At 71.9% G+C, this 23,080-nt stretch carries 20 protein-coding genes, 2 pseudogenes and 1 riboswitch; of the genes and pseudogenes, 5 read left to right on the forward strand and 17 right to left on the reverse strand.

What is annotated here, in order from left to right; translation table 11 throughout:
• Positions 1-30: 30 nt before the first annotated feature.
• The 6 genes and pseudogenes from RKD20_RS06300 to RKD20_RS06325 form a co-directional block, all read right to left on the reverse strand.
• Entirely contained in the window at positions 31-933 is a 903-nt protein-coding gene (locus RKD20_RS06300) for a LysR family transcriptional regulator (RefSeq protein ID WP_329269835.1), read from the reverse strand.
• 27 nt (positions 934-960) lie between these two features.
• The gene (locus tag RKD20_RS06305; protein WP_424876811.1) at positions 961-2,154 is read right to left on the reverse strand and encodes a glycine C-acetyltransferase; all 1,194 of its coding nucleotides are present in this window, start codon (positions 2,152-2,154) and stop codon (positions 961-963) included.
• 15 nt (positions 2,155-2,169) lie between these two features.
• The gene (gene tdh / locus RKD20_RS06310) at positions 2,170-3,198 is read right to left on the reverse strand and encodes an L-threonine 3-dehydrogenase (RefSeq protein WP_424876812.1); all 1,029 of its coding nucleotides are present in this window, start codon (positions 3,196-3,198) and stop codon (positions 2,170-2,172) included.
• Positions 3,199-3,535: 337 nt separating this feature from the next.
• A pseudogene (locus RKD20_RS06315) lies at positions 3,536-3,908 on the reverse strand (YybH family protein).
• A gap of 32 nt (positions 3,909-3,940) precedes the next feature.
• The gene (locus RKD20_RS06320) at positions 3,941-4,654 is read right to left on the reverse strand and encodes an SDR family NAD(P)-dependent oxidoreductase (protein ID WP_424876813.1); all 714 of its coding nucleotides are present in this window, start codon (positions 4,652-4,654) and stop codon (positions 3,941-3,943) included.
• A 127-nt stretch (positions 4,655-4,781) separates the two neighbouring features.
• Positions 4,782-5,720 (reverse strand): LysR family transcriptional regulator, encoded by a 939-nt coding sequence (locus tag RKD20_RS06325; RefSeq protein WP_424876814.1) that lies wholly within the window; start codon positions 5,718-5,720, stop codon positions 4,782-4,784.
• Positions 5,721-5,830: 110 nt separating this feature from the next.
• Between RKD20_RS06325 and RKD20_RS06330 the strand changes: the two genes are divergently transcribed.
• From RKD20_RS06330 to RKD20_RS06340, 3 genes are read left to right on the forward strand one after another with little or no spacing between them, the layout of a single operon-like run.
• Positions 5,831-6,121, forward strand: a complete 291-nt coding sequence (locus tag RKD20_RS06330; RefSeq protein WP_424876815.1) for a muconolactone Delta-isomerase family protein — start codon at positions 5,831-5,833, stop codon at positions 6,119-6,121.
• 56 nt (positions 6,122-6,177) lie between these two features.
• On the forward strand, positions 6,178-7,335 hold the full coding sequence (locus tag RKD20_RS06335) for a YbfB/YjiJ family MFS transporter (RefSeq protein WP_424883156.1): 1,158 nt from the start codon (positions 6,178-6,180) through the stop codon (positions 7,333-7,335).
• 41 nt (positions 7,336-7,376) lie between these two features.
• On the forward strand, positions 7,377-7,970 hold the full coding sequence (locus tag RKD20_RS06340) for a GOLPH3/VPS74 family protein (RefSeq protein ID WP_424876816.1): 594 nt from the start codon (positions 7,377-7,379) through the stop codon (positions 7,968-7,970).
• Here RKD20_RS06340 and RKD20_RS06345 read toward each other — a convergent pair.
• The 7 genes and pseudogenes from RKD20_RS06345 to RKD20_RS06375 all read right to left on the reverse strand — a co-directional run bounded on the left by RKD20_RS06345 (position 7,967) and on the right by RKD20_RS06375 (position 15,533).
• On the reverse strand, positions 7,967-8,566 hold the full coding sequence (locus RKD20_RS06345; protein WP_424876817.1) for a TetR/AcrR family transcriptional regulator: 600 nt from the start codon (positions 8,564-8,566) through the stop codon (positions 7,967-7,969). The two genes, RKD20_RS06340 and RKD20_RS06345, sit on opposite strands and share 4 nt — an antisense overlap.
• Before the next feature lie 58 nt (positions 8,567-8,624).
• On the reverse strand, positions 8,625-9,203 hold the full coding sequence (locus tag RKD20_RS06350) for a GAF domain-containing protein (protein WP_424876818.1): 579 nt from the start codon (positions 9,201-9,203) through the stop codon (positions 8,625-8,627).
• Positions 9,204-9,260: 57 nt separating this feature from the next.
• Entirely contained in the window at positions 9,261-9,860 is a 600-nt protein-coding gene (locus RKD20_RS06355; RefSeq protein ID WP_007386183.1) for a GTP-binding protein, read from the reverse strand.
• Positions 9,838-10,209: a DUF742 domain-containing protein gene (locus RKD20_RS06360; RefSeq protein ID WP_007386182.1), complete on the reverse strand. Its 372-nt coding sequence runs from the start codon at positions 10,207-10,209 to the stop codon at positions 9,838-9,840. The genes RKD20_RS06355 and RKD20_RS06360 overlap by 23 nt, the downstream gene beginning before the upstream one ends.
• Positions 10,210-10,211: 2 nt before the next feature.
• Positions 10,212-10,646 carry a roadblock/LC7 domain-containing protein gene (locus tag RKD20_RS06365; protein ID WP_020116617.1) on the reverse strand — a complete coding sequence of 145 codons (435 nt, stop codon included), beginning with the start codon at positions 10,644-10,646 and terminating at the stop codon, positions 10,212-10,214.
• 68 nt (positions 10,647-10,714) lie between these two features.
• Positions 10,715-13,306 carry an ATP-binding protein gene (locus RKD20_RS06370; RefSeq protein ID WP_424876819.1) on the reverse strand — a complete coding sequence of 864 codons (2,592 nt, stop codon included), beginning with the start codon at positions 13,304-13,306 and terminating at the stop codon, positions 10,715-10,717.
• Positions 13,307-14,356: 1,050 nt separating this feature from the next.
• Positions 14,357-15,533 (reverse strand): annotated as a pseudogene (locus RKD20_RS06375) (MBL fold metallo-hydrolase).
• Positions 15,534-15,707: 174 nt separating this feature from the next.
• On the opposite strand from RKD20_RS06375, the gene RKD20_RS06380 reads away from it, so the two are divergent.
• Complete coding sequence (locus tag RKD20_RS06380; RefSeq protein WP_424876820.1) at positions 15,708-16,886, forward strand: Glu/Leu/Phe/Val dehydrogenase dimerization domain-containing protein; 1,179 nt, start codon at positions 15,708-15,710, stop codon at positions 16,884-16,886.
• A 48-nt stretch (positions 16,887-16,934) separates the two neighbouring features.
• On the forward strand, positions 16,935-17,543 hold the full coding sequence (locus RKD20_RS06385; RefSeq protein WP_424876821.1) for a TetR/AcrR family transcriptional regulator: 609 nt from the start codon (positions 16,935-16,937) through the stop codon (positions 17,541-17,543).
• Positions 17,544-17,643: 100 nt separating this feature from the next.
• Here the strand turns inward: RKD20_RS06385 and RKD20_RS06390 are convergent, their stop codons facing one another.
• From RKD20_RS06390 to RKD20_RS06405, 4 genes are all read right to left on the reverse strand, one after another.
• The gene (locus RKD20_RS06390; RefSeq protein WP_020116612.1) at positions 17,644-18,429 is read right to left on the reverse strand and encodes an SGNH/GDSL hydrolase family protein; all 786 of its coding nucleotides are present in this window, start codon (positions 18,427-18,429) and stop codon (positions 17,644-17,646) included.
• 142 nt (positions 18,430-18,571) lie between these two features.
• The gene (locus RKD20_RS06395) at positions 18,572-19,291 is read right to left on the reverse strand and encodes a DUF6250 domain-containing protein (RefSeq protein WP_424876822.1); all 720 of its coding nucleotides are present in this window, start codon (positions 19,289-19,291) and stop codon (positions 18,572-18,574) included.
• A gap of 243 nt (positions 19,292-19,534) precedes the next feature.
• Complete coding sequence (locus RKD20_RS06400; RefSeq protein ID WP_424876823.1) at positions 19,535-20,476, reverse strand: M23 family metallopeptidase; 942 nt, start codon at positions 20,474-20,476, stop codon at positions 19,535-19,537.
• 2 nt (positions 20,477-20,478) lie between these two features.
• A riboswitch (cyclic di-AMP (ydaO/yuaA leader) is annotated at positions 20,479-20,647 on the reverse strand.
• A gap of 300 nt (positions 20,648-20,947) precedes the next feature.
• Positions 20,948-23,023, reverse strand: a complete 2,076-nt coding sequence (locus tag RKD20_RS06405; RefSeq protein WP_424876824.1) for an alpha-galactosidase — start codon at positions 23,021-23,023, stop codon at positions 20,948-20,950.
• Positions 23,024-23,080 lie beyond the last annotated feature (57 nt).

The following is a 23,080-nucleotide window of genomic DNA, read 5'->3' on the forward strand; positions in this document are numbered from 1 at the left end:
ATGCGGGATGTCTTTCAATCCCTCGGTTCCCTACCCCTCGGCGACGGCTCGGAGTGCGTCGAGGACCGGGCGGATCAGGGGGTGCTCCTCGGCTCCCCGTCGTACCGCCGCGAAGACCCGGCGCGTCGGGGCCACCCCGTCGACCGGCCGTACGACCACTCCGGCTAGGTCCATCCCGATCAAGGCCGAGCGCGGCACCAGGGCCACCCCCGCGTCCGCGGACGCGAGGGCGACCACCGCGCGGAAGTCGTCCGAGGAGTGCTCCAGGCGTGGCTGGAAACCGGCGTGCTCGCAGGCGAGGACGACGACATCGTGGCAGGGATTGCCCGGGTAGGGGCCGATCCACGGGTCCTTGGCGAGCTCCGCCAGCGGCACCTCGCCCGCGTCGGCCAGCCGGTGGCTCACCGGGACGACCGCGTCGAAGGGCTCGGCGTACAGCGGCACGTGCGCCAGCCGGGGGTCGTCGGCGGGCGGGGCTCCGCGGTACTCCACCGCGACCGCCACGTCGACCTGCCGGTCAAGGACCATCGGCAGGCTCGCGTCGCCCTCGGCGTCCTGGACGCGGAGGTGGATGCCCGGGGCCGTCGCGGCGAGGCGGGCCACCGCGGGCGCCACGACCAGGGCGATCCCGGTCGCGAAGGAGGCGACGGTGACCGTGCCGGCCGCACCCGAGCTGTAGGCGGCCAGCTCGGCCTCCGCCCGCTCCAGCTGGGCGAGGACCGCGTTGGTGTGGCTGAGCAGGATCTCGCCCGCGGGGGTCAGCCGTACGCCCTTCGCGCCGCGCTCCACCAGACGGTGGCCGGTCTCCTGCTCCAGGGCCGTGAGCTGCTGCGAGACGGCGGAGGGCGTGAGATACAGCGCGGCGGCAGCCGCCGTGACCGTGCGGTGGTCGGCCACCGCACGGAGGATGTGGAGCCGCCGCGCTTCGATCATGGGATCGATTATCGCAAGAGGTCCGGACTAGGCCGCCAGCTCGGCCCTGGCCGCGACGAAGGCGTCGACCGCGCGGTTCACGTCCTCGGTGGAGTGGGCCGCCGAGAGCTGCACCCTGATGCGCGCCTGCCCCTGCGGGACCACCGGGTACGAGAAGCCGATCACGTACACCCCCCGTTCCAGGAGCAGCTCCGCGAGGCGTCCCGCCTTCGCCGCGTCCCCGATCATCACCGGCGCGATGGCGTGGTCGCCGGGCAGGACGTCGAAGCCCTCCTCGGTCATCCGGCGCCGGAACAGCGCGGTGTTCTCCCGCAGCCGCACCCGCAGGTCGTCCGCCGACTCCAGCAGGTCGAGGACCTTCAGGGAGGCCGCGGCGATCACCGGGGCGAGCGTGTTGGAGAAGAGGTACGGCCGGGAGCGCTGGCGCAGGAGCGCGACGATCTCGGCGCGGGCGGCGACGTAGCCGCCGGAGGCGCCGCCGAGCGCCTTGCCGAGAGTGCCGGTGATGATGTCGACGCGGTCCATGACGCCGTGCAGCTCGGGGGTGCCGCGGCCGCCGGGGCCGACGAAGCCGACCGCGTGGGAGTCGTCGACCATGACCATGGCGTCGTAGCGGTCGGCGAGGTCGCAGATGTCCTTCAGCGGGGCGAGGTAACCGTCCATGGAGAACACGCCGTCGGTGACGACCAGCTTGCGGCGCGCCCCCGCGGCCTCCTTCAACTGCCGTTCCAGATCGGCCAGATCACGGTTGGCGTAGCGGAAGCGGCGGGCCTTGGACAGCCGGATGCCGTCGATGATCGACGCGTGGTTCAGGGCGTCGGAGATCACCGCGTCCTCGGGGCCCAGCAGGGTCTCGAAGACACCGCCGTTGGCGTCGAAGCAGGAGGAGTACAGGATCGTGTCCTCCTGGCCGAGGAAGGCGGACAGCCGTGCCTCCAGCTCCTTGTGGACCTCCTGCGTGCCGCAGATGAAGCGGACCGAGGCCATGCCGTAGCCCCAGCGGTCCAGGGCCTCGTGGGCGGCGGCGATCACCTCGGGGTGGTCGGCGAGTCCGAGGTAGTTGTTGGCGCAGAAGTTGAGGACCTCGCCGGGGCGGCCGCCCGCGGAGACGTTCACGGTCGCCGACTGCGGGGTGTCGATCACGCGCTCGGGCTTGTGCAGTCCGGCGGCGCGGATCTCGTCGAGGGTGGCGCGCAGGTCGTCGCGCACGGAGTCGAACATCGTCAGTCCCTGAGGTCAGTTGGTCCAGTCGAGGATGACCTTGCCGCCGCGGCCGCTCGCCGCGTCGGCGAACGCCGCCTCGAAGTCGCGGTAGCCGTACCGGCCGGTGATCACGGGGGCGAGGTCGAGGCCGCCCTCCAGGAGGACCGACATCGCGTACCAGGTCTCGAACATCTCACGGCCGTAGATGCCCTTGATGGTGATCATGGAGGTGACGATCCGGGCCCAGTCGACCGGGAACTCCGCGGCCGGCAGTCCCAGCATGGCGATCCGGCCGCCGTGTGTCATGTTGGCGATCATGTCGCGCAGGGCCTCCGGCCGCCCGGACATCTCCAGGCCGATGTCGAAGCCCTCGCGCAGCCCCAGCTCCCGCTGCCCGTCGGCGATCCCAGCCTCCGACACGTTCAGCGCGAGACTCACCCCGATCTTGCGGGCCAGCTCCAGGCGCTCCTCGCTGACGTCGGTGACCACGACGTTGCGGGCACCCGCGTGCCGGGCGACCGCCGCCGCCATCAGCCCGATCGGCCCGGCGCCGGTGATCAGCACGTCCTCGCCGACCAGCGGGAAGGACAGCGCGGTGTGCACGGCGTTGCCGAACGGGTCGAAGATCGCGGCCACGTCGAGTTCCACGGGGACCCGGTGCACCCACACATTGGCGGCGGGAAGGGCGACGTACTCCGCGAAGGCCCCGTCCCGGCCCACCCCGAGTCCGACCGTGGCCCGGCACAGATGCCGTCGCCCGGCGAGACAGTTGCGGCACTTGCCGCAGACGAGGTGTCCCTCGCCGCTCACCCGGTCCCCGACCCGGATGTCCGGGACGTCGCGCCCGGTCTCCACGACCTCGCCGACGAACTCGTGTCCGAGCACGAGCGGGGTCCGGATCGCCTGCTGGGCCCAGCCGTCCCAGGACCGGATGTGCAGATCGGTGCCGCAGATGCCGGTGCGCAGCACCTTGATCAGTACGTCACCGGGGCCGACGGCCGGCTCCGGGACGTCCGCGAGCCACAGCCCGGGCTCGGCCTTCTCCTTGACCAGCGCCTTCAAGGTACGGCTCCTGTGATTGCGAGGGGTGGAAACGCCCAGCAATCTGCCGTACGACACCGTCCTGGTCCATCGAGGATTTCTTAAGCGGTGCCACAGCTCCGCTTCACACCCCGCCGCCCGCACTCGTGCACGAACCGCGCCTCGCAGTCGAAGTCGGCACGGGCGCGGTCCGGGGCGAGGACGGACACGGTGTCGACGTCCGGCCCGGCTCGATGGCCCAGCGGTGGTCGCCGACCGTACGCCCGCCGAGGATGCTGCGCCCGGCCCCGGCCCGCCGCTCCGGGGCGGAGCCGACGGCCACGGTGACAGCACGCCCCGGTACCGCTCTGCGGGGGCTTTAGTCGAGGCGCGAGACCTGATAGTGGCTGATGCGCCAGTCCTCCCCCTCCCGGGTCACGAGAACCGCCAGTTTGACCGCGAGTGCGGGCCGGTCCGTGAACGTGAAGTCGACGTCCAGGTAGCCCAGGACGAGGCCGTCCGCGGGTCGCCGTGTCTCGAGGACGCGGTAGGACGCCTTCATGCCGGCCGGCTGGGAGGCGTAGTACTCGGCCACGCCCTGCCGTCCGACGCTGTAGGGGTGCAGCCCCTGGAAGACGGCGTCCTCGGTGAAGAAGGGCGGCCACGCGCTCCGGCCGATGGGCGTCGACACCGGACTTCCACCGGTCGAGGACCCCGCTCAGGATCGCCTTGTCGTCGGTCGAGACAGTCATGTCCGCTCCTTGGACGGTGAATTGACGGATCGTCAGTGTCCGGCGCTCATTCCGCCGTCGACGTGCAGGATCTCGCCGGTGACGAACGGCGCCGTCTCCAGGAAGAGCACCGCGTCGACGATGTCGCTCACTTCCCCCATCCGTCCGACCGGGTGCAGGGCGGCGAGGAACTCATGGGTCTCCTCGGCGTGCATGGGCGTCTTGACGGTGCCGGGCGACACCGCGTTGACGCGGATGCCGCGGGTGGCGTACTCGACGGCGAGGGACTTGGTGGCGGACTGCAGACCCCCCTTGGTCAGCGAGGCCAGCACGGACGGGACGCGGGAGTCCGCGCTGTCGACCAGGCTGGTGGTGACGTTGACGATGTGGCCGCCGCCCTGGGCGAGCAGGTGCGGGACGGCCCGCTGAGTGAGGTGGAAGACGCCGGCGACGTTGATGCCCGTCACGGTGGCGTAGTCCTCGGCCGTGTACTCGGTGAACGGCTTGGCGACGAAGACGCCCGCGTTGTTGACCACGGTGTCGATGCAGCCGAACCGCTTCACGGCGGCCTCGACCACGCGCTCCGCGGTCTCCGGGTCGGCGATGTCGCCCTGAACGGTGAGGACGTCGGCGTCGTCCACGGGTGCGATGGTGCGCGAGGTGGCGACGACGGCGTGTCCCAGCTTGCGGTAGCCCTCGACGAGGGCGGCGCCGATGCCCTGCGAGGCGCCGGTGATGATCGCGACCTTCTGGTTCTGCGTGCTCATGGTGGCCTTCTCGGAGTCCGTGACCGGTACTAGCCGACCGGTCGACTATGAAGAAGCTAGGCCGGTCCACCAGGAGTGGGAAGGATCGGGTTCCTCCCGTCTGGAAGGCACGGGCTCCCAGCGCAGGTCAGCCCGGGATCCCGTACGGATCGTCGGCCGGCAGCCAGGCGTCCGGGGCATGGATGCCGAGGTCGCCGACCCCTTCGCACAGCGCGTCGACGACCGCCAGGACACCCGCGCGGTCCTCCGTCTCGCGCCGGACCAGGGACCACGTCCAGTAGACCTTCGGCTCGACGATCTCCCGCCGGACCAGGTCCGGCGGGAGCGGACTGGTCTGCCCCTTGGGCGAGTTGACGACCGGGCGGCTGCAGCGGCGCACGTGGTCGAAGAACGCGGGGCCGGTGATCGCGCCGTCGGAGATGCGGACCGTACGGGCGCCGCTGGCCTGTGCGAGCTCCTCGCCGTACACGTTCCAGGACGCCCAGGCGGTGACGTCGTCATCGATGAGCACATCGGTGTCCCTGGCCCGCACGGCGGGTACGTCGCCGCTGTCGCCGCCCCTGGACACGGCGTAGAGCCGGTCCGCGCCGATCAGCCGGGCCCGCAGGCCGAGCTTCCGGAGGTCCTCGGTGCGCAGCCAGCAGACGGCGAGGTCCAGGCTGCCGTCGGCGACGCGCGCGGCCTGGGTGTGGGAGGGCGCGACCCAGGCGTCGAGGTGCACCTGGGCCGCCGCTGCCGTACGCGCCGTCAGGTCCGGGGGTAGCCAGTTGACGTATCCGAGCCGCACGGACTGCGAGCCGGACAGCCGGCCGGCCCGGTGTTTGAGGTCGTCGGCGCGGTCCAGCAGGGCGCGGGTGTGCGGGAGGAGGGCGGCACCGGCCGGGGTGAGGGAGACCTTGCGGCGGTCGCGGTCGAACAGCCGGACGCCCAGGTCCCGTTCGAGCGCCTTGATCTGCTGGGAGAGCGAAGGGCCGGCGATGAGCAGCCGCTCGGCGGCCCGGCCGAAGTTCAGCTCCTCGGCGACGGCGACGAAGTACCGCAGCTGGCGCAGTTCCACGGCCGCCATCGTACGCGCGCGCTGGGAGGCTGCGCCTCTCAGCAGCGAGGAAGCCGGTCGTGGCGTCGGCGCAGGTGACGAGCGCACGATGGGTTCACCGACGACGACAGGAGCGCGCCGTGCGAGAGTTCCTGGTCGAGATCACCACCACCGTTCCCGAGGGCACCGCGCAGGAGGAGGTGGACCGGCGCCGGGCCGCCGAGGCCGTCCGCGCGAAGGAACTGGCCGCGACCGGCCATCTGGCCCGACTGTGGCGCCCGGTCGGCGAGTTGCGCAGCATCGGCGTGTGGCGGGCCGCCGACGAGGAGGAACTCCACGCGAAAGTACTCGGCACCCTGCCGCTGCGCCCGTGGATGACCCTCACCGTCACCCCGCTCGAAGCGCATCCCAACGACCCCGGCACGACGTGAGCGCTCCGTCCCCCTGGGGACATGTCACCCGGGCCGCGGCGGCCCTCGCGGCGGCCATGGGAGTGGGCCGCTTCGTCTACACCCCGATCCTGCCCCTGATGCACACCCAGGCGGGCCTGTCCGCCGAGGCCGGGGCGAACCTGGCCACCGCGAACTACGCCGGCTATCTCGTCGGCGCCCTCGCGGGCATCCTGGCCCCCGTGCTGGTCCGGTCCCGCGCCGTGCTCCGTGCCTGTCTGCTCCTGCTGACCGGCACGCTCGCCGCGATGCCCCTCACCCTCAGCACCACCGTCTGGAGCCTGCTGCGGCTGGCCGCCGGTGTGGCGAGCGCCCTGGTGTTCGTCGTCGCGGCCGGATCCCTCCTGGACCACCTGAGGGAGCACCCGCCGCACCTGTCCGGCTGGGCGTTCGGCGGGGTGGGCGGCGGCATCGCGCTGTCCGGCCTGCTGGTCCTGGCGGTGCGGCCCGTCGCCGACTGGCGCACCGCCTGGTGGGCCGCCGCCGTCCTCGCCGCGCTGCTCGCCGCCGCCTCGTGGAATCTACGGCCGGAGCAGGCGCCCGTCGCCGTCCCGGGCGGGCTCGGCGGCGCGAGGCCCCGCACGCACCGCTGGTTCGCTGCGCTGTTCGCCGGCTACACGCTGGAGGGCGTCGGCTACATCATCGCCGGGACCTTCCTGGTCGCCGCCGTCGGACAGGGCTCCCCCGGGTGGGTCGGCAGCGGCGCCTGGGTGCTCGTGGGCCTGGCCGCCGTACCGTCCGCGGCACTGTGGGCCCGGCCGGGCCGCCGCTGGTCACGCCCCGGACTGCTGTGCACGGCGCTGGTGGTCCAGGCGGTGGGCATCGCACTGCCCGCCCTGGTCGGCGGTACGGCCGCGGCCCTCGGCTCGGCGGTGCTGTTCGGCGCGACGTTCATCGGCGTCAGCACCCTCGCCCTGGCCCTGGGAGCGCATCTGCGGTTCCCGCGCTCGGTCGCCCTGCTGACCGCCGGGTACTCGGTCGGACAGATCCTGGGCCCGCTGATCGTCGCCCCGCTGCTGCACCACGGCTACCACCGGGCGCTGCTGCCGGCCGCCCTCGTGGTGCTGGCGGCGGCCGCGGCCGCCGGCGTACTGCGGATCGGTTTCCCGCACCACATGGTCGTATCGGGTCACACGGACGTCGATCAGCAGCGAGAATCGACCGAGGACGCCCGGCTCGACGGGGCCGGCCCCTGAGCACGCACCGCCGCACCCGGCCAACTGACGTGGAGCCGCTGATGACCACCGCACGGGACCTCGCGATCGTCGCCCTCGATGTGACCGCCGGCAAACCGGTGGGGCAGGGCGATCTCTCGCTCGCGCTCGCGGGAGCCGAGGTGTTCGACCTCCTCGACGCCCACGCCCTCGTCCTGGACGGCGACCGCATCCTGCCCAACGCCCCGTCCCCCACGGGTGACCGCCTGCTGGACGAGGCCGCCGAGACGCTCGTACGGCAGGAGCCGTACGAGTCGGTCGAGGACTGGCTGTGGCGCCGGGGCCGCGGACTGTCCTCGGCCTACGTCGACGACCTGGAGCGGATCGGGCTCACGACCCGGCAGCGCAGCCGCCGGATCACGCTGCGGACCGGGCGCCCGGAGCTGGTCGACTCGGCGGCCCGGCGGGAGGCCGAGGAGCGCTGGGCGGCGGGCGAGCCCGTCCTCGTCGCGCTGGCGGCAGCCGCCGGCATCGGCGACGAACCGGCCGGTGAACTCGCCGACGAGACGGCCACCGTGCTGGCCGCGGTCGGGGACGCGGTGATGGAACTGGAGGCCGTACGCCAGCGGAAGGCCATCGAGGACGCCGCGTTCGACAACGTCTGGCGCGGTTACTAGGAGCCGGCGACCCCGAGCAGCGCGCGGCAGTTGTCCCACAGGGGGCTCAGGCGCTCGGGGCTGTTGTAGAGCTTGGCGAACATCACCTGGCCCTCCAGCTGGGCCACCACCGCCCGCGCCGCCTGCCGGGGGTCGGACACGGTGACGTCACCGCGCTCCCGGGCCTCGGCGACGACGGCCTCGACCATGTCGACCTGCGCCTCGAAGATCTCCTGCAGCCGTCCGCGCACGGGCTCGGCGTGGTTGCTCAGCTCCAGAGCGAGGTTCCCGAACAGACAGCCCGCCACCGTGCCGCAGCCCTCCTGGACGGCGCGCTGGCCGGCCTCGGTCCGCTCGAAGAGCGCGCGCAGCCGCCCCAGAGGGTCCGCGTCCGCCCCCAACGCACTTTCCCAGTCCCGCCGTTGGGCCGCCCAGTGCTCGTCGACGACGGCGAGCGCGAGGGCCTCCTTGGACTCGAAGAAGTAGTAGAAACTGCCCTTCGGCACCCCGGCCGCCTTGCAGATCTCGGCCACGCCCAGCGCCGAGTAGCCGCGCCCCTCGATGAGCGAGCGCGCGGCACCGAGAATCTTCTGCCTGGCGTCACTGGTGCGTCCCACACAGCGAGTGTACGTAGGTACTGGACCGGTCGGCTAGAAAGGGGGCCCGTCTCGCCCGTCACAGCACAGGGAGCCCGTCGGCCTCCCGTCGCTCCAGACGCGCGACGAGTTCCGCCGCCGCCGACTTGATGGTCTCCAGGCCGGACTTCCCCCAGGTCCGCGGCTCCACGTCGGCCGCGCACACCGTGCCCAGCACCATCCCCGCGGAGTCGATGAGCGGGGCGCCCAGATAGGAACGGATGCCGAACTCGTCGACGACCGGGTTGCCCGCGAACCGCGGGTAGTCACGGACGTCCTCCAGGACCAGCGCCTTGCGGCGGACGACCACATGGGGGCAGAACCCATGGTCGCGCGCCAGATGACGGCCCAGTTCCGGCTTGGCCTCCTCGCCGTCCGACGGTGGCCGGGCCGCGGGAATCCTGAGACCGGCGAAGAACTGCCGCTCCTCGCCGAGGAAGTTGACCATCGCGTACGGCGCCCCCGTGCGCTCGGCGAGCCGCTCGGCGAAGGCGTCCAGCGCGGGCTCCGGATACTCCCCGAGCCCGAGCAGGCGCAGCCGTCGCGCCCGGTGCGGGGCCTCCTTGTCCTCCGGGGTGAGCAGCAGTCGACCGGCCGGGCGTGGTGGGTCGTAGCTCATGGGCGGCCGTCGCTGTGGACGTCGGTCATATGCGGCTCCGTAAGGTGTGTGCGGGGGTCACATGTGGGCGCCGTGGCTCGGCGCGGGCGCCGGGCTGTGGGCGATGAGATGCCGTACGAGGGTGAGCAGGGTCTGCACACCCGAGCTGGAGATCCGCGCGTCGCAGCGCACGATCGGGATCTCCGGCGGGAGGTCGATGGCGGCGCGGACCTCCTCGGGGTCGTAGCGGTACCCCCCGTCGAACTCGTTGATGGCCACGATGAATCCGAGGCCGCGCTGCTCGAAGAAGTCCACGGCCGCGAAGCAGTCCTCCAGTCTGCGGGTGTCGGCGAGGATCACCGCGCCGAGCGCGCCCTCGGAGAGTTCGTCCCACATGAACCAGAACCGCTCCTGTCCGGGCGTGCCGAACAGGTACAGAACGTGTTCCGGATCGAGGGTGATCCTGCCGAAGTCCATGGCCACCGTCGTCTCGACCTTGTTCTCGATGCCGTCGAGACTGTCGGTCGCGGCGCTGACCGTGGTGAGCAGTTCCTCCGTGCTGAGGGGAGCGATCTCGCTGACCGCGCCCACGAAGGTCGTCTTGCCTACCCCGAACCCTCCCGCCACCAGGATCTTCAGTGCGGTGGGGAAGGGATCAGAGCTGTCGTCGTAGTCCATCGAGCACTGCCTCCAGAAGAGCCCGGTCAGTCGGGTTGTGGGTGAACTCGGGCGGCTTGGTGGTCAGCGCCCCGCAGTCGACGAGGTCGGACAGCAGCACCTTGGTGACCACCGCCGGCAGCCTGAGATGGGCGGCGACCTCGGCGACCGAGACGGGCGCGCGGCACAGGTCGAGCGCCTGCGCGTGCTCGGGGCCGAGGTAGCCGATGGGAGTGGCACCGGTGGCCATCACGTGCGACAGAAGGTCGAACGCGATGGACGGCCGGGTGCGGCCGTTGCTGACCGTGAAGGGCCGCACCAGCCGCCCGGCTGCGTCGTCGAGCCAGGGCCCGTCGCCGACCGCCGCCACGCTCAAGGCCTCATCGCCGGGGATTCGACGGCATGCTGCCGGGGCGCGGTCACCAGGTAGGGGCGCACGCTCTTGACGAGCATCGCCATCTCGTAGCCGAGCACGGCGGCGTCGGCCTCGCGTCCCGCCAGGACGGCGAGACAGGTGCCGGAGCCGGCGGTGGTCACGAACAGCAGCGTCGAGTCGAGTTCGACGACGACCTGGCGGACGTCCCCGCCGTCGCCGAAGCGGACGCCCGCGCTGCGGCCGAGGGAGTACAGGCCGGCGGCCAGGGCCGCCATGTGGTCGGCGCTGTCCCCGTCGAGCCCGTGGACCGACTTCACGAGCCCGTCGCAGGACAGCAGGACCGCGCTGCTGGTGTGCGGCACGCGCTGCACGAGGCCGCTCATCAGCCAGTCGAGGTCGGATACATGGCCGGTCGGCGCTTCGCTCGCCATGGTGGATCGACTCCTTGAGGTACGAAGGTCTGCGGGAGCGCTGGGGGGTGGGGTGAACGCGGGGGTGGTCATCCGGCGGGTGCGCTCCCGTCGTGCCGGGGGGTGGTGCGGTCGTGATCGAGGCCGCGCGCCTCGGCTATGTGGGGCCGCTCCATGGGGGATGCGTCAAGGGCGGTGGCGTCGGTCGTGGGTGCGGCCTCCGTGTGGCTCGCGTCCAGGTCGAACCCGAAGTCGAAGGAGGCGGACGGGTGGGGGGACGGGGCAGGGCGGGGCTCCGGAGCGGCGGATGCCGGGGAGCCGCTGTCGGTGGTGGGTGCACCTGTGTAGGCGACGTCCCTCTGCGTGCGGCCCCCTGGCGCCGGTTCCGGGTGGGCCGACTGGGCTTGCCGGTCCGGCCGGGCCGAACCCATGTGGCCGATCTCCCTACGCGGCGACGGCAACGGCAACGGTGGTGACGTGGTCGGTTCGCCGCCCTCGGGCTCCAGGTGTTGCTGGGCCTCGGCGAGGCTGATCCCGCGCTGGAAGGCCGCCATCAGTCCCGGGTCGTGGCCGGTCAGGTGCTCGGCTTCCTGCCGGGGCGCCGGTCCGCCGCGCAGTTGGGGTGCGATGTGCTCCTGGGCGCGGCGCCGGGGCAGTTGGGGCTTGCCCATGGTGCCGCGCACGGTCCCGGTACGCGGGGTGGGCGGCGCGGTCACGTGCTCGGCGACCAGCCGCCGGTCGTCGGGCCTGATCCCCGGCACGGCATCGGCGGGCGTGGGCCGCGCCCCACGGGCCCCGCGCACGGGCAGCGGCGCGGGACGCCCGGAGCGCGCTCCCCCGCCGTTCGGGCCGCCCCCGGCACCGGGCTGCCGATCGGTCACCGTGTCCTTCGCACCGGACTGGGGCCCGCTTACGTTCGGCACGCTCCCGCCGCCTTCCGGCACACCTCCGCTACCGTCCGGCAATGACCCGGCAGCTCCGTCGGGCTGCCGCTCACCCGGCAAGTGTTCACCCCCTTTCGGAACGCTCCCGCCGGTGTTCGGTGCCCCCGAGGCGCCGTTCAGGAAGCGCCAGCCGCCACTGGGCAGAGGCTCGCCCCCGGGCTCATGCCCCCCACCGCTCGACGGGGCCCCGCCGCCGTTCGGCGCGGCGCCGTCGCCGGCCGGTACGCCTCCGCCGGCCGGTACACCTCCGCCGGGCGGGCGGCCACTCCCGTTCAGTCCCGGCCCATGGCCACCACGTCCGTGCCGCGCGCCCTGCGGCACCGCGACGCCGCCCTGTGCCGTCGGCGCCGCACTGCCGTTGAGGCCGGGCTCCGTGCCCCGGGGCTCCCGCCGCTGCGGGTCGGCACCGGGACGCGGCTCCGCGGACGCTCCCCGGTGCCGTGCCTCGTGCCCCGGCCTCGGGTGACCGGGGCCCTGTGGGGACACGGCCGCCCCCGTGGCCTCCGGCGGCCGCGCGCCGACCGCTCCCGGCGCCGAACCCAGCAGCGCCTGCGGCACGACGAGGACCGCCTGGACACCGCCGTAGATGTTGGTCTGGAGCCGGACATGGATCCCGTGCCGCTTCGCGAGCTGCGAGACCACGAACAGCCCGATGCGCCCGTCCGCCAGCAGACTCGCGACGTTGACCTGGTCCGGGTCCGTCAACAGGGCGTTCATCCGGTGCTGTTCGGCGACCGGCATGCCGAGCCCGCGGTCCTCCACCTCGACGGCGAGCCCGGAGGTCACGAGGTTGGCGCGCAGCAGCACCTGGGTGTGCGGGGCCGAGAACACCGTGGCGTTCTCGACCAGTTCGGCGAGCAGATGGATGACGTCGGCGACGGCGTGCCCGCGCAGTGTGCCGTCGATCGGCGGCACGAGCTTGACCCGCGAGTACTGCTCGACCTCGGCGATGGCGGAGCGCAGCACCTCGGTCATCGAGACGGGGTTGCTCCACTGCCGGCGCGAGACGGCGCCGCCGAGGACGGCGAGGTTCTCGGCGTGCCGGCGGATACGGGTGGCGAGGTGGTCGACGTGGAAGAGCCCCTTGAGCAGGTCGGGGTCCTCGATCTCGTTCTCCAGCTCGTCGAGGATCGAGATCTCCCGGTGCACGAGCGACTGAAGGCGCCGCGCCAGGTTGACGAAGACCTCCAGTTTCTGTTCGCTGCCGGCCTGGCTGGAGAGCTGGGCGGCCTGGACGACGGCGGTGACGGCCCCGTCGTGGGCGCGGGCCAGGTCGGCGGCGAGCAGGTCGAAGTCGTCGGCGTTCTCCGGCGGACCGCTGCCCGGGCCACGCCCCGGCGGAAGCTCGCCGCGGCGCAGCCCGTCGACCAGGGCCCGCAGGTCGGCCTCGCGGCGCGCGCTGCTGCGGCGCAGCGCGCCCACGCGGTCGCTCACCGATTTCGCGGCTCGGTCGGCCGCGACGGCGGCGATGGCGATGCCCGCGAAGGTCACCGAGACCGCGCCGGCCAGAACACTCCACAGGATGAGGCCGGGTTGTGCCCCGGTGGAGCGAACGGTGAACAGGACGGCCGCGCAGCCGCTGAGGGCGACAGCGATCGGCGGCAGCACGGCCAGCCGCAGCAGTTGCGGCCGTATGTGCGTCTCGGGCAGCGAGGGGGCGGTGCGGGCGACCGGCCGCCCGTGCCGCCCGCCCTCACGGCGGTCTGCGCGTGCGGCCGGTGCGCGGAGGTGAGACATCGGTGTCCTTGTACTGGTCCGTCGGTCCTGTGGGCCGGAGGGCTCCGGGCCGCCCGGCCCGGGTCGGCGGGCTCCGGCGGGTGCCCCCACGGGCTTCGGGGCGGGTTGCCGGGCGGCTCGCGCGGCGGCATGGTCGTCGGTCACCGGCGCGTCGCCTCCCTCCTCCCCGCGCCTCGGCTGTTCGCCGTGGGCATGCGTCATGGCGTACCGGTCGAGAGAACCGAAGACTTCAACCCCTCGTCGCCCGGCGGACACTCACAGTAGTCGCCAACGCATCATGTGCGAGCGGCAGTTGACAAACTCCTCCGCGGAGCGTCCCGCTCTGGTATGAGGACTCGCACGACAGACCGACAAGCCGACCGGCCCGCCTTACCCGAACGAGTGAATACCGATCAGCCCTGGTCAGAACCGGTCACGCACGACAGGCGAGGGCCCAGGCCGTACGCACACCTCGATCGCCGCGCAGGCCCTTACCCGGGTACGGACAGGCTCCCCGACACCCCTCCGGAGCCTTGGCCCAAGCCTTCCGCATCGTCACTGACTGTGTCGGTTCGCCGCGGGTGCGGGACCGCCGCGGCCACTGGGCCACGGCTCACCGGCATCCCACGCGCATGAGCGAGCCGGGGACTGTCGCCGGTGCGCCGCCCGTACGCGTCTCCCGCAGCGCGGGCAAACCGGGCGCAGGGGCGTTCCGGACACAGGGGCGTTCCGGGCGCAGCGCTGCCCACGCCGCTCGCCACGGCAGGCGGCAGTGACACCGGCAGCTCGCTACGCGATCCGGCGCTCTTCGAACAACCTCGTGGCGCTACGGCCGCCTCCTGGCCGCAGCCCGTCCTCGCCGGACACGGCGTCACGAGGTCGGGTGTTGCCGGTACCGGGCCCCAAGGCCAGGACGGCCACGGACGTCACCGTGCTCCTACCAGCGGCCGCCGACCCGACGCGCGCAGTGCGCAAGCCCGGGCACCACCCGCTCGACAGTTCTCAGCGGTTCAGAAACACACTGCACGCCTCGCTGACCCAACCCCGGCCGGCACCGGCACCAACCTCACGTCACACCTCGGCCACCGGCTCCCGATCCTCCACCGCCGTGGGCAACTCGACCCAACCCCCGACCGGCGCCCTGGCCACCCCCCGCCACCAGGGATCGACCACCGGCGCCGCCCCCGGCTCGAACGGCTCCCCCGGCCGCGGCGTGGCCATGGCGACCCCGGCCTTGTGGGACAGCAGCATCGTCCGCTCCGCCGGCTCCGCCCAGGGATGCGTCGCGAGGTTGAACGTGCCCCAGTGGATCGGCAGCAGCACCCCTTCCGCCGCGTCCCCGCCCTGGAGGTCCAGATGGGACCGCACCGCCTCATCGGGCGTCATGTGGATGTCGGGCCAGAACTCCGAGTAGGCGCCGAGCTGGATCATCGTGGCGTCGAAGGGCCCGAAGGCCGCGCCGATGTCCTTGAACCCGTCGAAGTACCCGGTGTCACCGCTGTGGTAGATCCGGTGCTCCCCGCCGGCGACGACCCAGGACGCCCACAGCGTGTGCTGGGTGTTCCGCAGTCCCCGTCCGCAGAAGTGCCGGGCCGGGGTGGCCGTCAAGGTCAGCCCGGCGACCTGGGTCGACTCGTGCCAGTCCAGCTCGCGCAGCCGGTCTGCGGACACACCCCAGTATTCGAGGTGGGACCCCACCCCGAGCGGGACGGCGAAGACGGTGTCCGTCCCGGCCAGTTCCTTGATCGTGGGCATGTCCAGGTGGTCGTAGTGATCGTGGGAGATGACGACCACGTCGACCGGACCGAGCGCGGCGAGCGGCAGCGGCACGGGGTGCAGCCGCTTGGGCCCGGCGAAGGGGAAGGGGGAGCACCGCTCACCCCAGACGGGGTCGAACAGCACCCGCCGTCCGTCGATCTCGGCGAGCACGCTGGAGTGCCCCATCCAGGTCAGCCGCAGACCGGTGGCAGGGGGCTTGGAGAGGTCGGCGAGGGTCGTGGCGTGCACCGGGATCCGGCCCTCCGGGGGCGCGCTGCTGCCGGCCGTCGCTGTCGAAGAAGACCTTGGCGAAGTCGATCGCCGATCCGTCGGGCCGGGTCCTGGCGGTTCCGCCGGGGTTCTGGAAGACACCGTCTTTGTAGTGGGGGGATCTGCGGATGCGCGCCATGCGCTCACCGCTCGGGTCCGCTCCGAAGGCCGCGGGCTGCAGCGCGCGGAGCCCGGAGCTCAAGGGACGGAAGCCGGTCACGGTACCTCCAGGTGGAGTCGCTGAGGCATCCATTATGGTCCGCCCCTCCGACAGTGCCGGGGTCTGTCCGGTCACACGGATAAGGACGCCACCGCGGCGGATCACGTTGACAGCGCGCACCCGACTGCAAATACTGACCCCTCGTTCAGTAGCCGCCCCACCACCGGAGCCCGCGTGACCACCCCTTTGCTCTCGCTCACCTGGACCGACCACGTCACCGGCCGCCAGGGCTTCCTGGTCGTCGACCGGCTGGTACGGGGTGTCGCCAGCGGCGGCCTGCGGATGCGCCCGGGCTGCACGCTGGACGAGGTCGCCGGGCTGGCCCGCGGCATGACCATGAAGGAGGCCCTGCACTACGACCCCGCGGCGCGGTACGTCCCGCTGGGCGGGGCCAAGGGCGGCATCGACTGCGACCCCCGGGACCCGGAGGCGTACGGCCTGCTCGTGCGCTACCTGCGCGCCGTGCGACCGTACGTCGAGAGCTGCTGGACGACCGGCGAGGACCTCGGTCTCAGTCAGGACCTGGTGGACCGGGCGGCCGCGGAGGCCGGCCTGGTCTCCTCGATCCAGGCGGTCTATCCGCTGCTCGACGACGAGTCCGCGGCCCGGCGGCGGCTCGCGGACGCGTTCGCCGTGGAGGTGGACGGCATCGGACTCGACGAGCTGGCGGGCGGCTGCGGGGTGGCCGAGTCGGCGCTCACGGCCCTGGACGCGGCCGGGGTGCCGTACACGGGCACGCGCGTGGCCGTGCAGGGCCTTGGCACCATGGGCGGGGCCACCGCCCGTTTCCTCGCGCGCGCGGGGCTCACGGTCGTGGCCGTCGCCGACATCAAGGGCACGATCTTCAACCCGGCGGGGCTCGACGTCGAGGCGCTGCTGGCCGCCCGGGACTCCCACGGCACCGTGGACCGCTCGGCCCTGCTCCGCGCCGACCGCGAACTGCCCGGCGAGGCCTGGCTGTCGCTCGACGTGGAGGTACTGGTGCCCGCGGCGGTCTCGTACGCGATCGACACCGGCAACCAGGAGCGGATCCGGGCCCGTTGGATCGTCGAGGCGGCCAACATGCCGGTCCTGCCCGCCGCGGAGGCGCTGCTGGCCGCGCGCGGGGTGACCGTACTACCGGACGTGGTGGTCAACTCCGGGACGAACGCCTGGTGGTGGTGGACCCTCTTCGGCGACATCGGCCCGGACGCGGACGGGGCCTTCACGCACATACGCCGTTCCATGCGCGCCCTGGTCGAGCAGTTGCTGACGCGCGCGGAGGCGGACGGCACCTCGCCGCGCGCCGCCGCGCACGCGCTGGTGGCCGACCGGTTGCCGGTGATCGCGGAGCGGTTCGGCCGGTACCGCTGACCTGGCCCGTCGCGCGGTGCCCCGCAGGGGACGGATTAGGGTGAGCCCGTGGCGAGAGTGCGGTTGACAGTGGCCGAGCGGCGCGAGGAGCTGCTGCGGGCCGCCATCGAGCAGATCGAGGCGCGGGGCGTGGCGGCCGTCAGGATCGCCGACGTGGCCTCGGCGCTCGGGGTGAGCAACGCCCTGGTGCTCTATCACTTCTCCACGAAGGAGAAGCTGGTCGCCGCCGCGTTCACCTACGCCGCCGAGGAGGACCTGGCCCGTCTGCGCAAGCTCCTCGGCCGCCGCACCAGCGCCCTGCGCCGGCTCCGGTCGGCGGTGCGCTGGTACGCCCCGACGGGCCAGGCCAAGGGCTGGCGGCTGTGGATCGAGGGCTGGGCGGTGGCCCTGCGTGAACCGGCCCTCCAGGAGGTCACGCGCGACCTCGACAGACGCTGGAAGGCGGCGCTCACCGAGGTGATCGCCGAGGGCGTGGCAGCGGGCGAGTTCCGCTGCCCGGACCCGGAGGCCACCGCGCTGCGCCTCACCGCCCTTATGGACGGCCTGGCGGTCCAACTGACGTCCTATGCGGGCGCGGTGGCCAGGTCGCGGGCCCAGGAGTGGGTCGCCGAGGCCCTGGCGCGGGAACTCGGGCTGGACGGCACGAGTCCCGCCTAGCGGCGGCTCACGAGCCGGGTCGCCCAGGTGCACTGGTGGACGACCCGACCGCGGACGCCGGGCGGCCCCCGCCCCGACCGGCCCCAGGACCGCCTCGGGCTCAAGCCACCTTGGCGATCCGCGTCTTGATGTCGTCCGGCGACAGCACACCCTTGGCGGTGACATGGTCGCCGGAGGACTCCCCTCGCAGCCGGCGTCCGATCCACGGCACCAGGAACTCACGCGCCCAGTGCACGTCGTCCCGCCGCACGTCCAGCGGCCCGCGAGGGGGAAGCGGCGGCCAGGGCTGGTCCGGGTCAGCCGGCACCTCGAGGCCCAGCACCTGTCCCGCACGGAGCGCCACACGCGTGTGCCCCTCCGGAGAGAGGTGCAGCCGGTCGCTGTCCCAGGCCCGCCGGTCCTGGATGGTCTTCAGGGACCACAGATCGAGCACCGGGCATCCGTACCGGTCGGCGACGGCCCGCACATGTCCGTTGTACGTGGCGATCTTGCCGCGCAGATGCTTGAGCACGGGCACACCACGGGTGTCGAAGCCGGTCGTCACCATGACCGTGCCGCACGCCTGGGTGAGCCGGGCGATGGCCCGCTCGAAGCGTTCGGCGACCTCGTCGGGGTCGGTGCCGGGCCGGATGATGTCGTTGCCGCCGGCGCAGAACGACACCAGGTCCGGTGCCAGTTCGACGGCCTGCGGAAGCTGGTCCTCGACGATCTGGTCGAGCAGCTTCCCGCGTACGGCGAGATTGCTGTACCTGAAGTCGCCTTCGGGCCGCCGGTCCGCGAGAAGTACCGCGAACCGGTCGGCCCAGCCGACGAACGCCCCGTCAGGGCCGGGGTCGCCGACGCCCTCGGTGAAGCTGTCCCCCACCGCCACGTACGACCCGATCACTGAGCTGCTGTCATTCTTCGAATCGTCTGCCACAGCCGTTCATGATTCACCTTGGAATGTGACCTACGCGACCGTAGGAAGGACTTGACGGGCGGTGAGATAAGCCACTCCTAAAGTGTTGGCCAAACCAGGAATAGCCCTTTCACCAGGAGTGTTGACACTGCGACCGCCACACCCTGAAGTCACTGATCCGGAAGTGGCTCCAGGTGGTCCGGAACGCGAAGTGCCCGCTCGTATAAGGCTCCGGGTCGGTGTAGTCGAAGACGAGCCGCCCGTTGTTCCACCACTGCACCCTGGAGCCGTCGGAGACGATCCGTACCCGGTTCGGCTCGTTCGCGGCCAGCAGCGGCTCGGTGTAGTCGTAAATCAGGGGCCGCACACCGGATTGTCCGACGTAGCGGCGCAGCCGTGTCGTGGTGTTGTAGTTGGCGCCGTAGCCGGAGTAGTACGTCCTCAGGTAGTCGTACTCCGCGAGCGCCCCGCCCCGGGGGACGGCGAAGAGGTCGTCGGGGGACCGGACGTCGACCGCGTTCCAGAAGTTGTTCAGGTCGGACACCCGGTCGTTGGCCCCGCCCGCGGACACGGGTGTGGCGGTGTACTCCAGGACGTACGGCCCTGCGAGCGGCTGCCTGAACCAGATCGTCGCACCGGCCGGCACGTCGACCTCCAGGATCCCGCGCCGCGCGGTGACCGTGCCGCCCTGCTCCAGTTCGACGGCCCAGCGGCCGAGGCCGTGACGGAAGTCGTCGTGAGCGATGAGGCGCCGGTGGCGGGGCGAGGCGCTCGCGGTGGCCGCGGGGGCGAGGGCTGCCAGGGCGGCGCCGGCCGCGAGGGCTCCGAAGGCTCTGCGCGTGGTCGTCATGGCGGACGGTTCCTTCCGGGAAGGGGGTGAACTCCGAAGCCGTTAGAAAGCGCTTACGCAGCAACGGAGTTCACTGTGCCCCGCCCCTCCCCCACCTGTCGACGCCCCGAGCGCGCCTGCCACAAGAACGCAACGAAGCGATCATGAAGGCGCGAACACCCCCGACCGGCATCGCGCTTCCACGGAAACACCGAAGGCCGGACCCGGGGATCGGGGTCCGGCCTTCGGTGGCACAGGGGGGCGTCAGCCGACGGCGACGCCCTTGGAGCGGAGGTAGGCGACCGGGTCCACGTCGGAGCCGTAGTCCGGCGTGGTGCGGATCTCGAAGTGCAGGTGCGGGCCGGTCACATTGCCGGTCGCGCCGGAGAGGCCGATCTGCTGGCCCTCGGACACGGTCTGGCCGGCCGAGACGGAGAGCTGGGACAGGTGGGCGTACTGCGCGTAGTAGCCGTCGGCCAGCTTGATGACGACCTGGTTGCCGTAGGCGCCGCCCCAGCCCGCGGAGACGACCGTACCCGCGCCGACGGCCTTGAGCGAGGTACCGGTCGGGACGACGAAGTCGACGCCGGTGTGGTAGCCGCTGGACCACATGCTGCCCGCGACGCGGTAGCCGGTGCCGATGGTGGCGCCGCTGACCGGGAGGGTGAAGCCGCTGGCACTGCTGGTGGTGTCGGCGCTCTGGGTGACGGCCGTCGACTTCGAGGACGCCTTCTTCGGCTCGGCCTTCTCGGTCCTCGCCGAGGACGACGAGGAGGAGCCGGTCTTCGTCGCGCCCGCCTTGGCCTTCTTGCCGATCGAGAGCTTCAGACCCGGGTGGATCAGCGACGGGTCGTCGCCGACCGCCTGGCGGTTGTCGGCGTAGAGCTTCTTCCAGCCACCGCTCACATGCTGTTCGTCGGCGATCTTCGAGAGATAGTCACCGACCCGCACCGAATAGGTGCGCACGGTCGAGGTCTTTGCCGCGTCTTTCTTCGCAGCCGCCTTTTCGGCGGACTTCTCAACGGCCTTCTGCGTGACGGGAATCGACTGAACGGCCTTTTCCGACACGGACTGCGAGGTGGCGGCGTGCGCGCCGGTGGCCCCCATGAGCGGGAGGGCGAGCGCGGCGCCCCCGGTTCCGGCGACGGCGATCGAGCGGGCGAAGCGCTGGGACTTCGGGCGGCGGTGCTTACCCTTCGCGGGCATGACGAATTCCTCTCCGGCGCCTGCGAGGTGAGCTGTCGGGTGCGGGCTGGAGATGCCCGGCCGCGCCGAGACGCGACTAAACCCCAAGCCTGTTCCGGAGACCGGAACAGGCAGTACTGCCTGTGGGTCCCCCGCTCCTGCCGTTCACGGGTAAGTGGGTGTGGGGAATCCGTTCGGCGGCAGGATTGGGCGTCCGACCGGATCGGTGGCGAACGTAAACGAGCAAGACGCAAAGGGACAAGTGAGAGGTTGCGCGGGTATGCGTTTCCCTTGATCCCCTATGAGAATTACCAGTCACCCTGCGTGTATCGGCCGCGCTTCTCCCACCCAAACCCCCTTGATAAACCTGTGAATTACGTGAACATGACGGGCGACACACCGTCACGGCTATGACGCTCCTCACGTCACGAATTCACAGGAATCCTCATTCCGGAAGGAGTTGGAAGGAAGCTAGTAATTCGGACAGAAGCCCTAGATGCGGCGCAGTCGGATAACCGTCGCATCGAGGTCGCCGCGCAACCCGGTCCGAAGTCCGTGATGCATCAGTACGACCCCTCGGTGAACTTCGCCCGTTTCAGGGCATTCGTACGACGCTGTCGGATCGAGCCCGCGCAGCCGCAGCGAGGGGACGGGCTCGCCGTACTTCTGCGCCTGAAGCCAGGCGAGGACGACGGTCTCGTCCCCGCGGACGTACTGCACCGCACTCAGTCCGCCCCGCGGAGGCCGCAGCCGGTAGAGGTCGCCATGCTGCACCAGCGGCCTGATCTCCTTGTAGAGCTTCACCCAGCGACCGGCTTCGGCGAGCTCCTCCTCTGTCCACTCGGCGAGGTCCCCGCCGACTCCGAGCACCCCGGCCATCGCGCTCACGAACCGGAACCGCAGCGAGCTCACCCGGCCGTTGAGCTGGGTGTTGGGACTGTCGGTGACCCAGGCGGCCATCACGCGCGCGGGATGGATCTGACTGAAGCCGTCCTGAATGGCGAGCCGGTCGAGCGGGTCGGTGTTGTCCGAGGTCCACACCTGGTCGGTACGGCTGAGCACCCCGAGGTCGATCCGGCCGCCGCCCCCCGAGCAGGACTCGAAGGCCACGCCCGGGTGAGCCGCCCGCAACCGGTCCAACAGGGCGTAGAAGCCACGCACATGGTCGACCCACAGGCGCTGCGGGTAGGACTCGCCGGGCCAGCCCGCGTCCGTGAAGCAGCGGTTGAAGTCCCACTTCACATAGTCGATCGGGGCCGAGGAGAGCAGGGTGTCGAGCTGCTCCCACAGGTACTCCTGGACGTCCTCCCGCGCGAGGTTCAGCACGAGCTGATTGCGGAACTCCGTCCTCTTACGTCCCGTTTGGTACTGCACCCAGTCCGGGTGGGCGCGGTACAGCTCGCTGTCCGGGTTGATCATCTCCGGCTCGACCCAGATGCCGAACTGCATGCCGAGCGCGCGCACGTAGTCGCCGAGCGGCTTGAGGCCGGAGGGGAAGCGGTCGGGGTTGGGCGCCCAGTCGCCGAGTCCGGCCCGGTCACTGGTGCGGGCACCGAACCAGCCGTCGTCGACCACGAACAGCTCGACGCCCATCGCCGCGGCCCGCCGGGCGAGGGTGCCCTGCTGCTCCTCGGAGATGTCGAAGTTCGTGGCCTCCCAGGAGTTGAACAGCACGGGCCGGTCCTGGTCCGCGTCCGGGATGACGTACGCCCGCTGGTAGGCGTGCCAGGCACGGCTCGCGCCGCCGAAGCCGCCGTCGCTCCAGAGGCCGGCGAAGACAGGGGTCGTGAAGGACTCCCCGGCCGCCAGCCGCAGCAGACCCGAGTCGTCGTAGCCGGCGCCGCCGGTGATCTGCACGCGCGCGTCGGGCAGCTGTGCCACGGCGATCCGCCAGGACCCCGACCAGCCGAGGGCGACGCCGTAGACCTCGCCCCGCTCCTCGGTGGCGTCGGTGTCGAGCGCCACCCACGGCAGGTGCTGGTGGCCGGTGTGTCCGCGGCGGCTGCCGATGACCTTCTCGCCGTAGGTGAGCGGGGTCCGGGTGAGCAGGGACTCGGCGGCCCAGCGGCCGTGCAGCTGGGACAGCCGCCAGCCGTCCTCGCGGTCCGGCAGGGTCCAGGTGGCGGAGTCGGCACGCAGCAGCTCGACCGGGGCCGGGTCCTGGTTGTCCAGGGTCACCCAGCGCTCCAGGACGTCGTGGCGCATCCGGTAGTGCAGCGTGATGGTCAGCCAGCCGTCGCGGAACCGCAGCCGCAGCTCGTCGCCCTCGGTGTCGTACGCCTCGAAGCCCCATTCGGTGCCGCGCCGCTCGTCGGTGCGCACGGAAAGGGCGGGGCGGGTGAAGCGGGGGCCGCCCTCGACGGGGTACTCCTCGCGGCCGTCGAGCGGGGACTCGAAGGGCCAGTACTCGGGCAGCGGACGTACGGCGAGGGCCTCGGCGTCGGCCAGGGCGATCCTCGGGCCCCAGTGCAGGTGCAGCAGCTCGTCCTCGGCGGTGAGGTGCAGGGCGTAACTGCTGGCCGGCCCGGACAGAATCCACGTACGGCCGTTCTCGGCGATCTCCAGCATGGTGCTTCCTCACAGATCCGAACAGGTGCCAACAGGTGCACTCAGGCCCCAACATCA

The sequence above is a fragment of the Streptomyces sp. SLBN-8D4 genome (assembly GCF_049739545.1).
Taxonomy (GTDB): Bacteria; Actinomycetota; Actinomycetes; order Streptomycetales; family Streptomycetaceae; genus Streptomyces; species Streptomyces canus_C.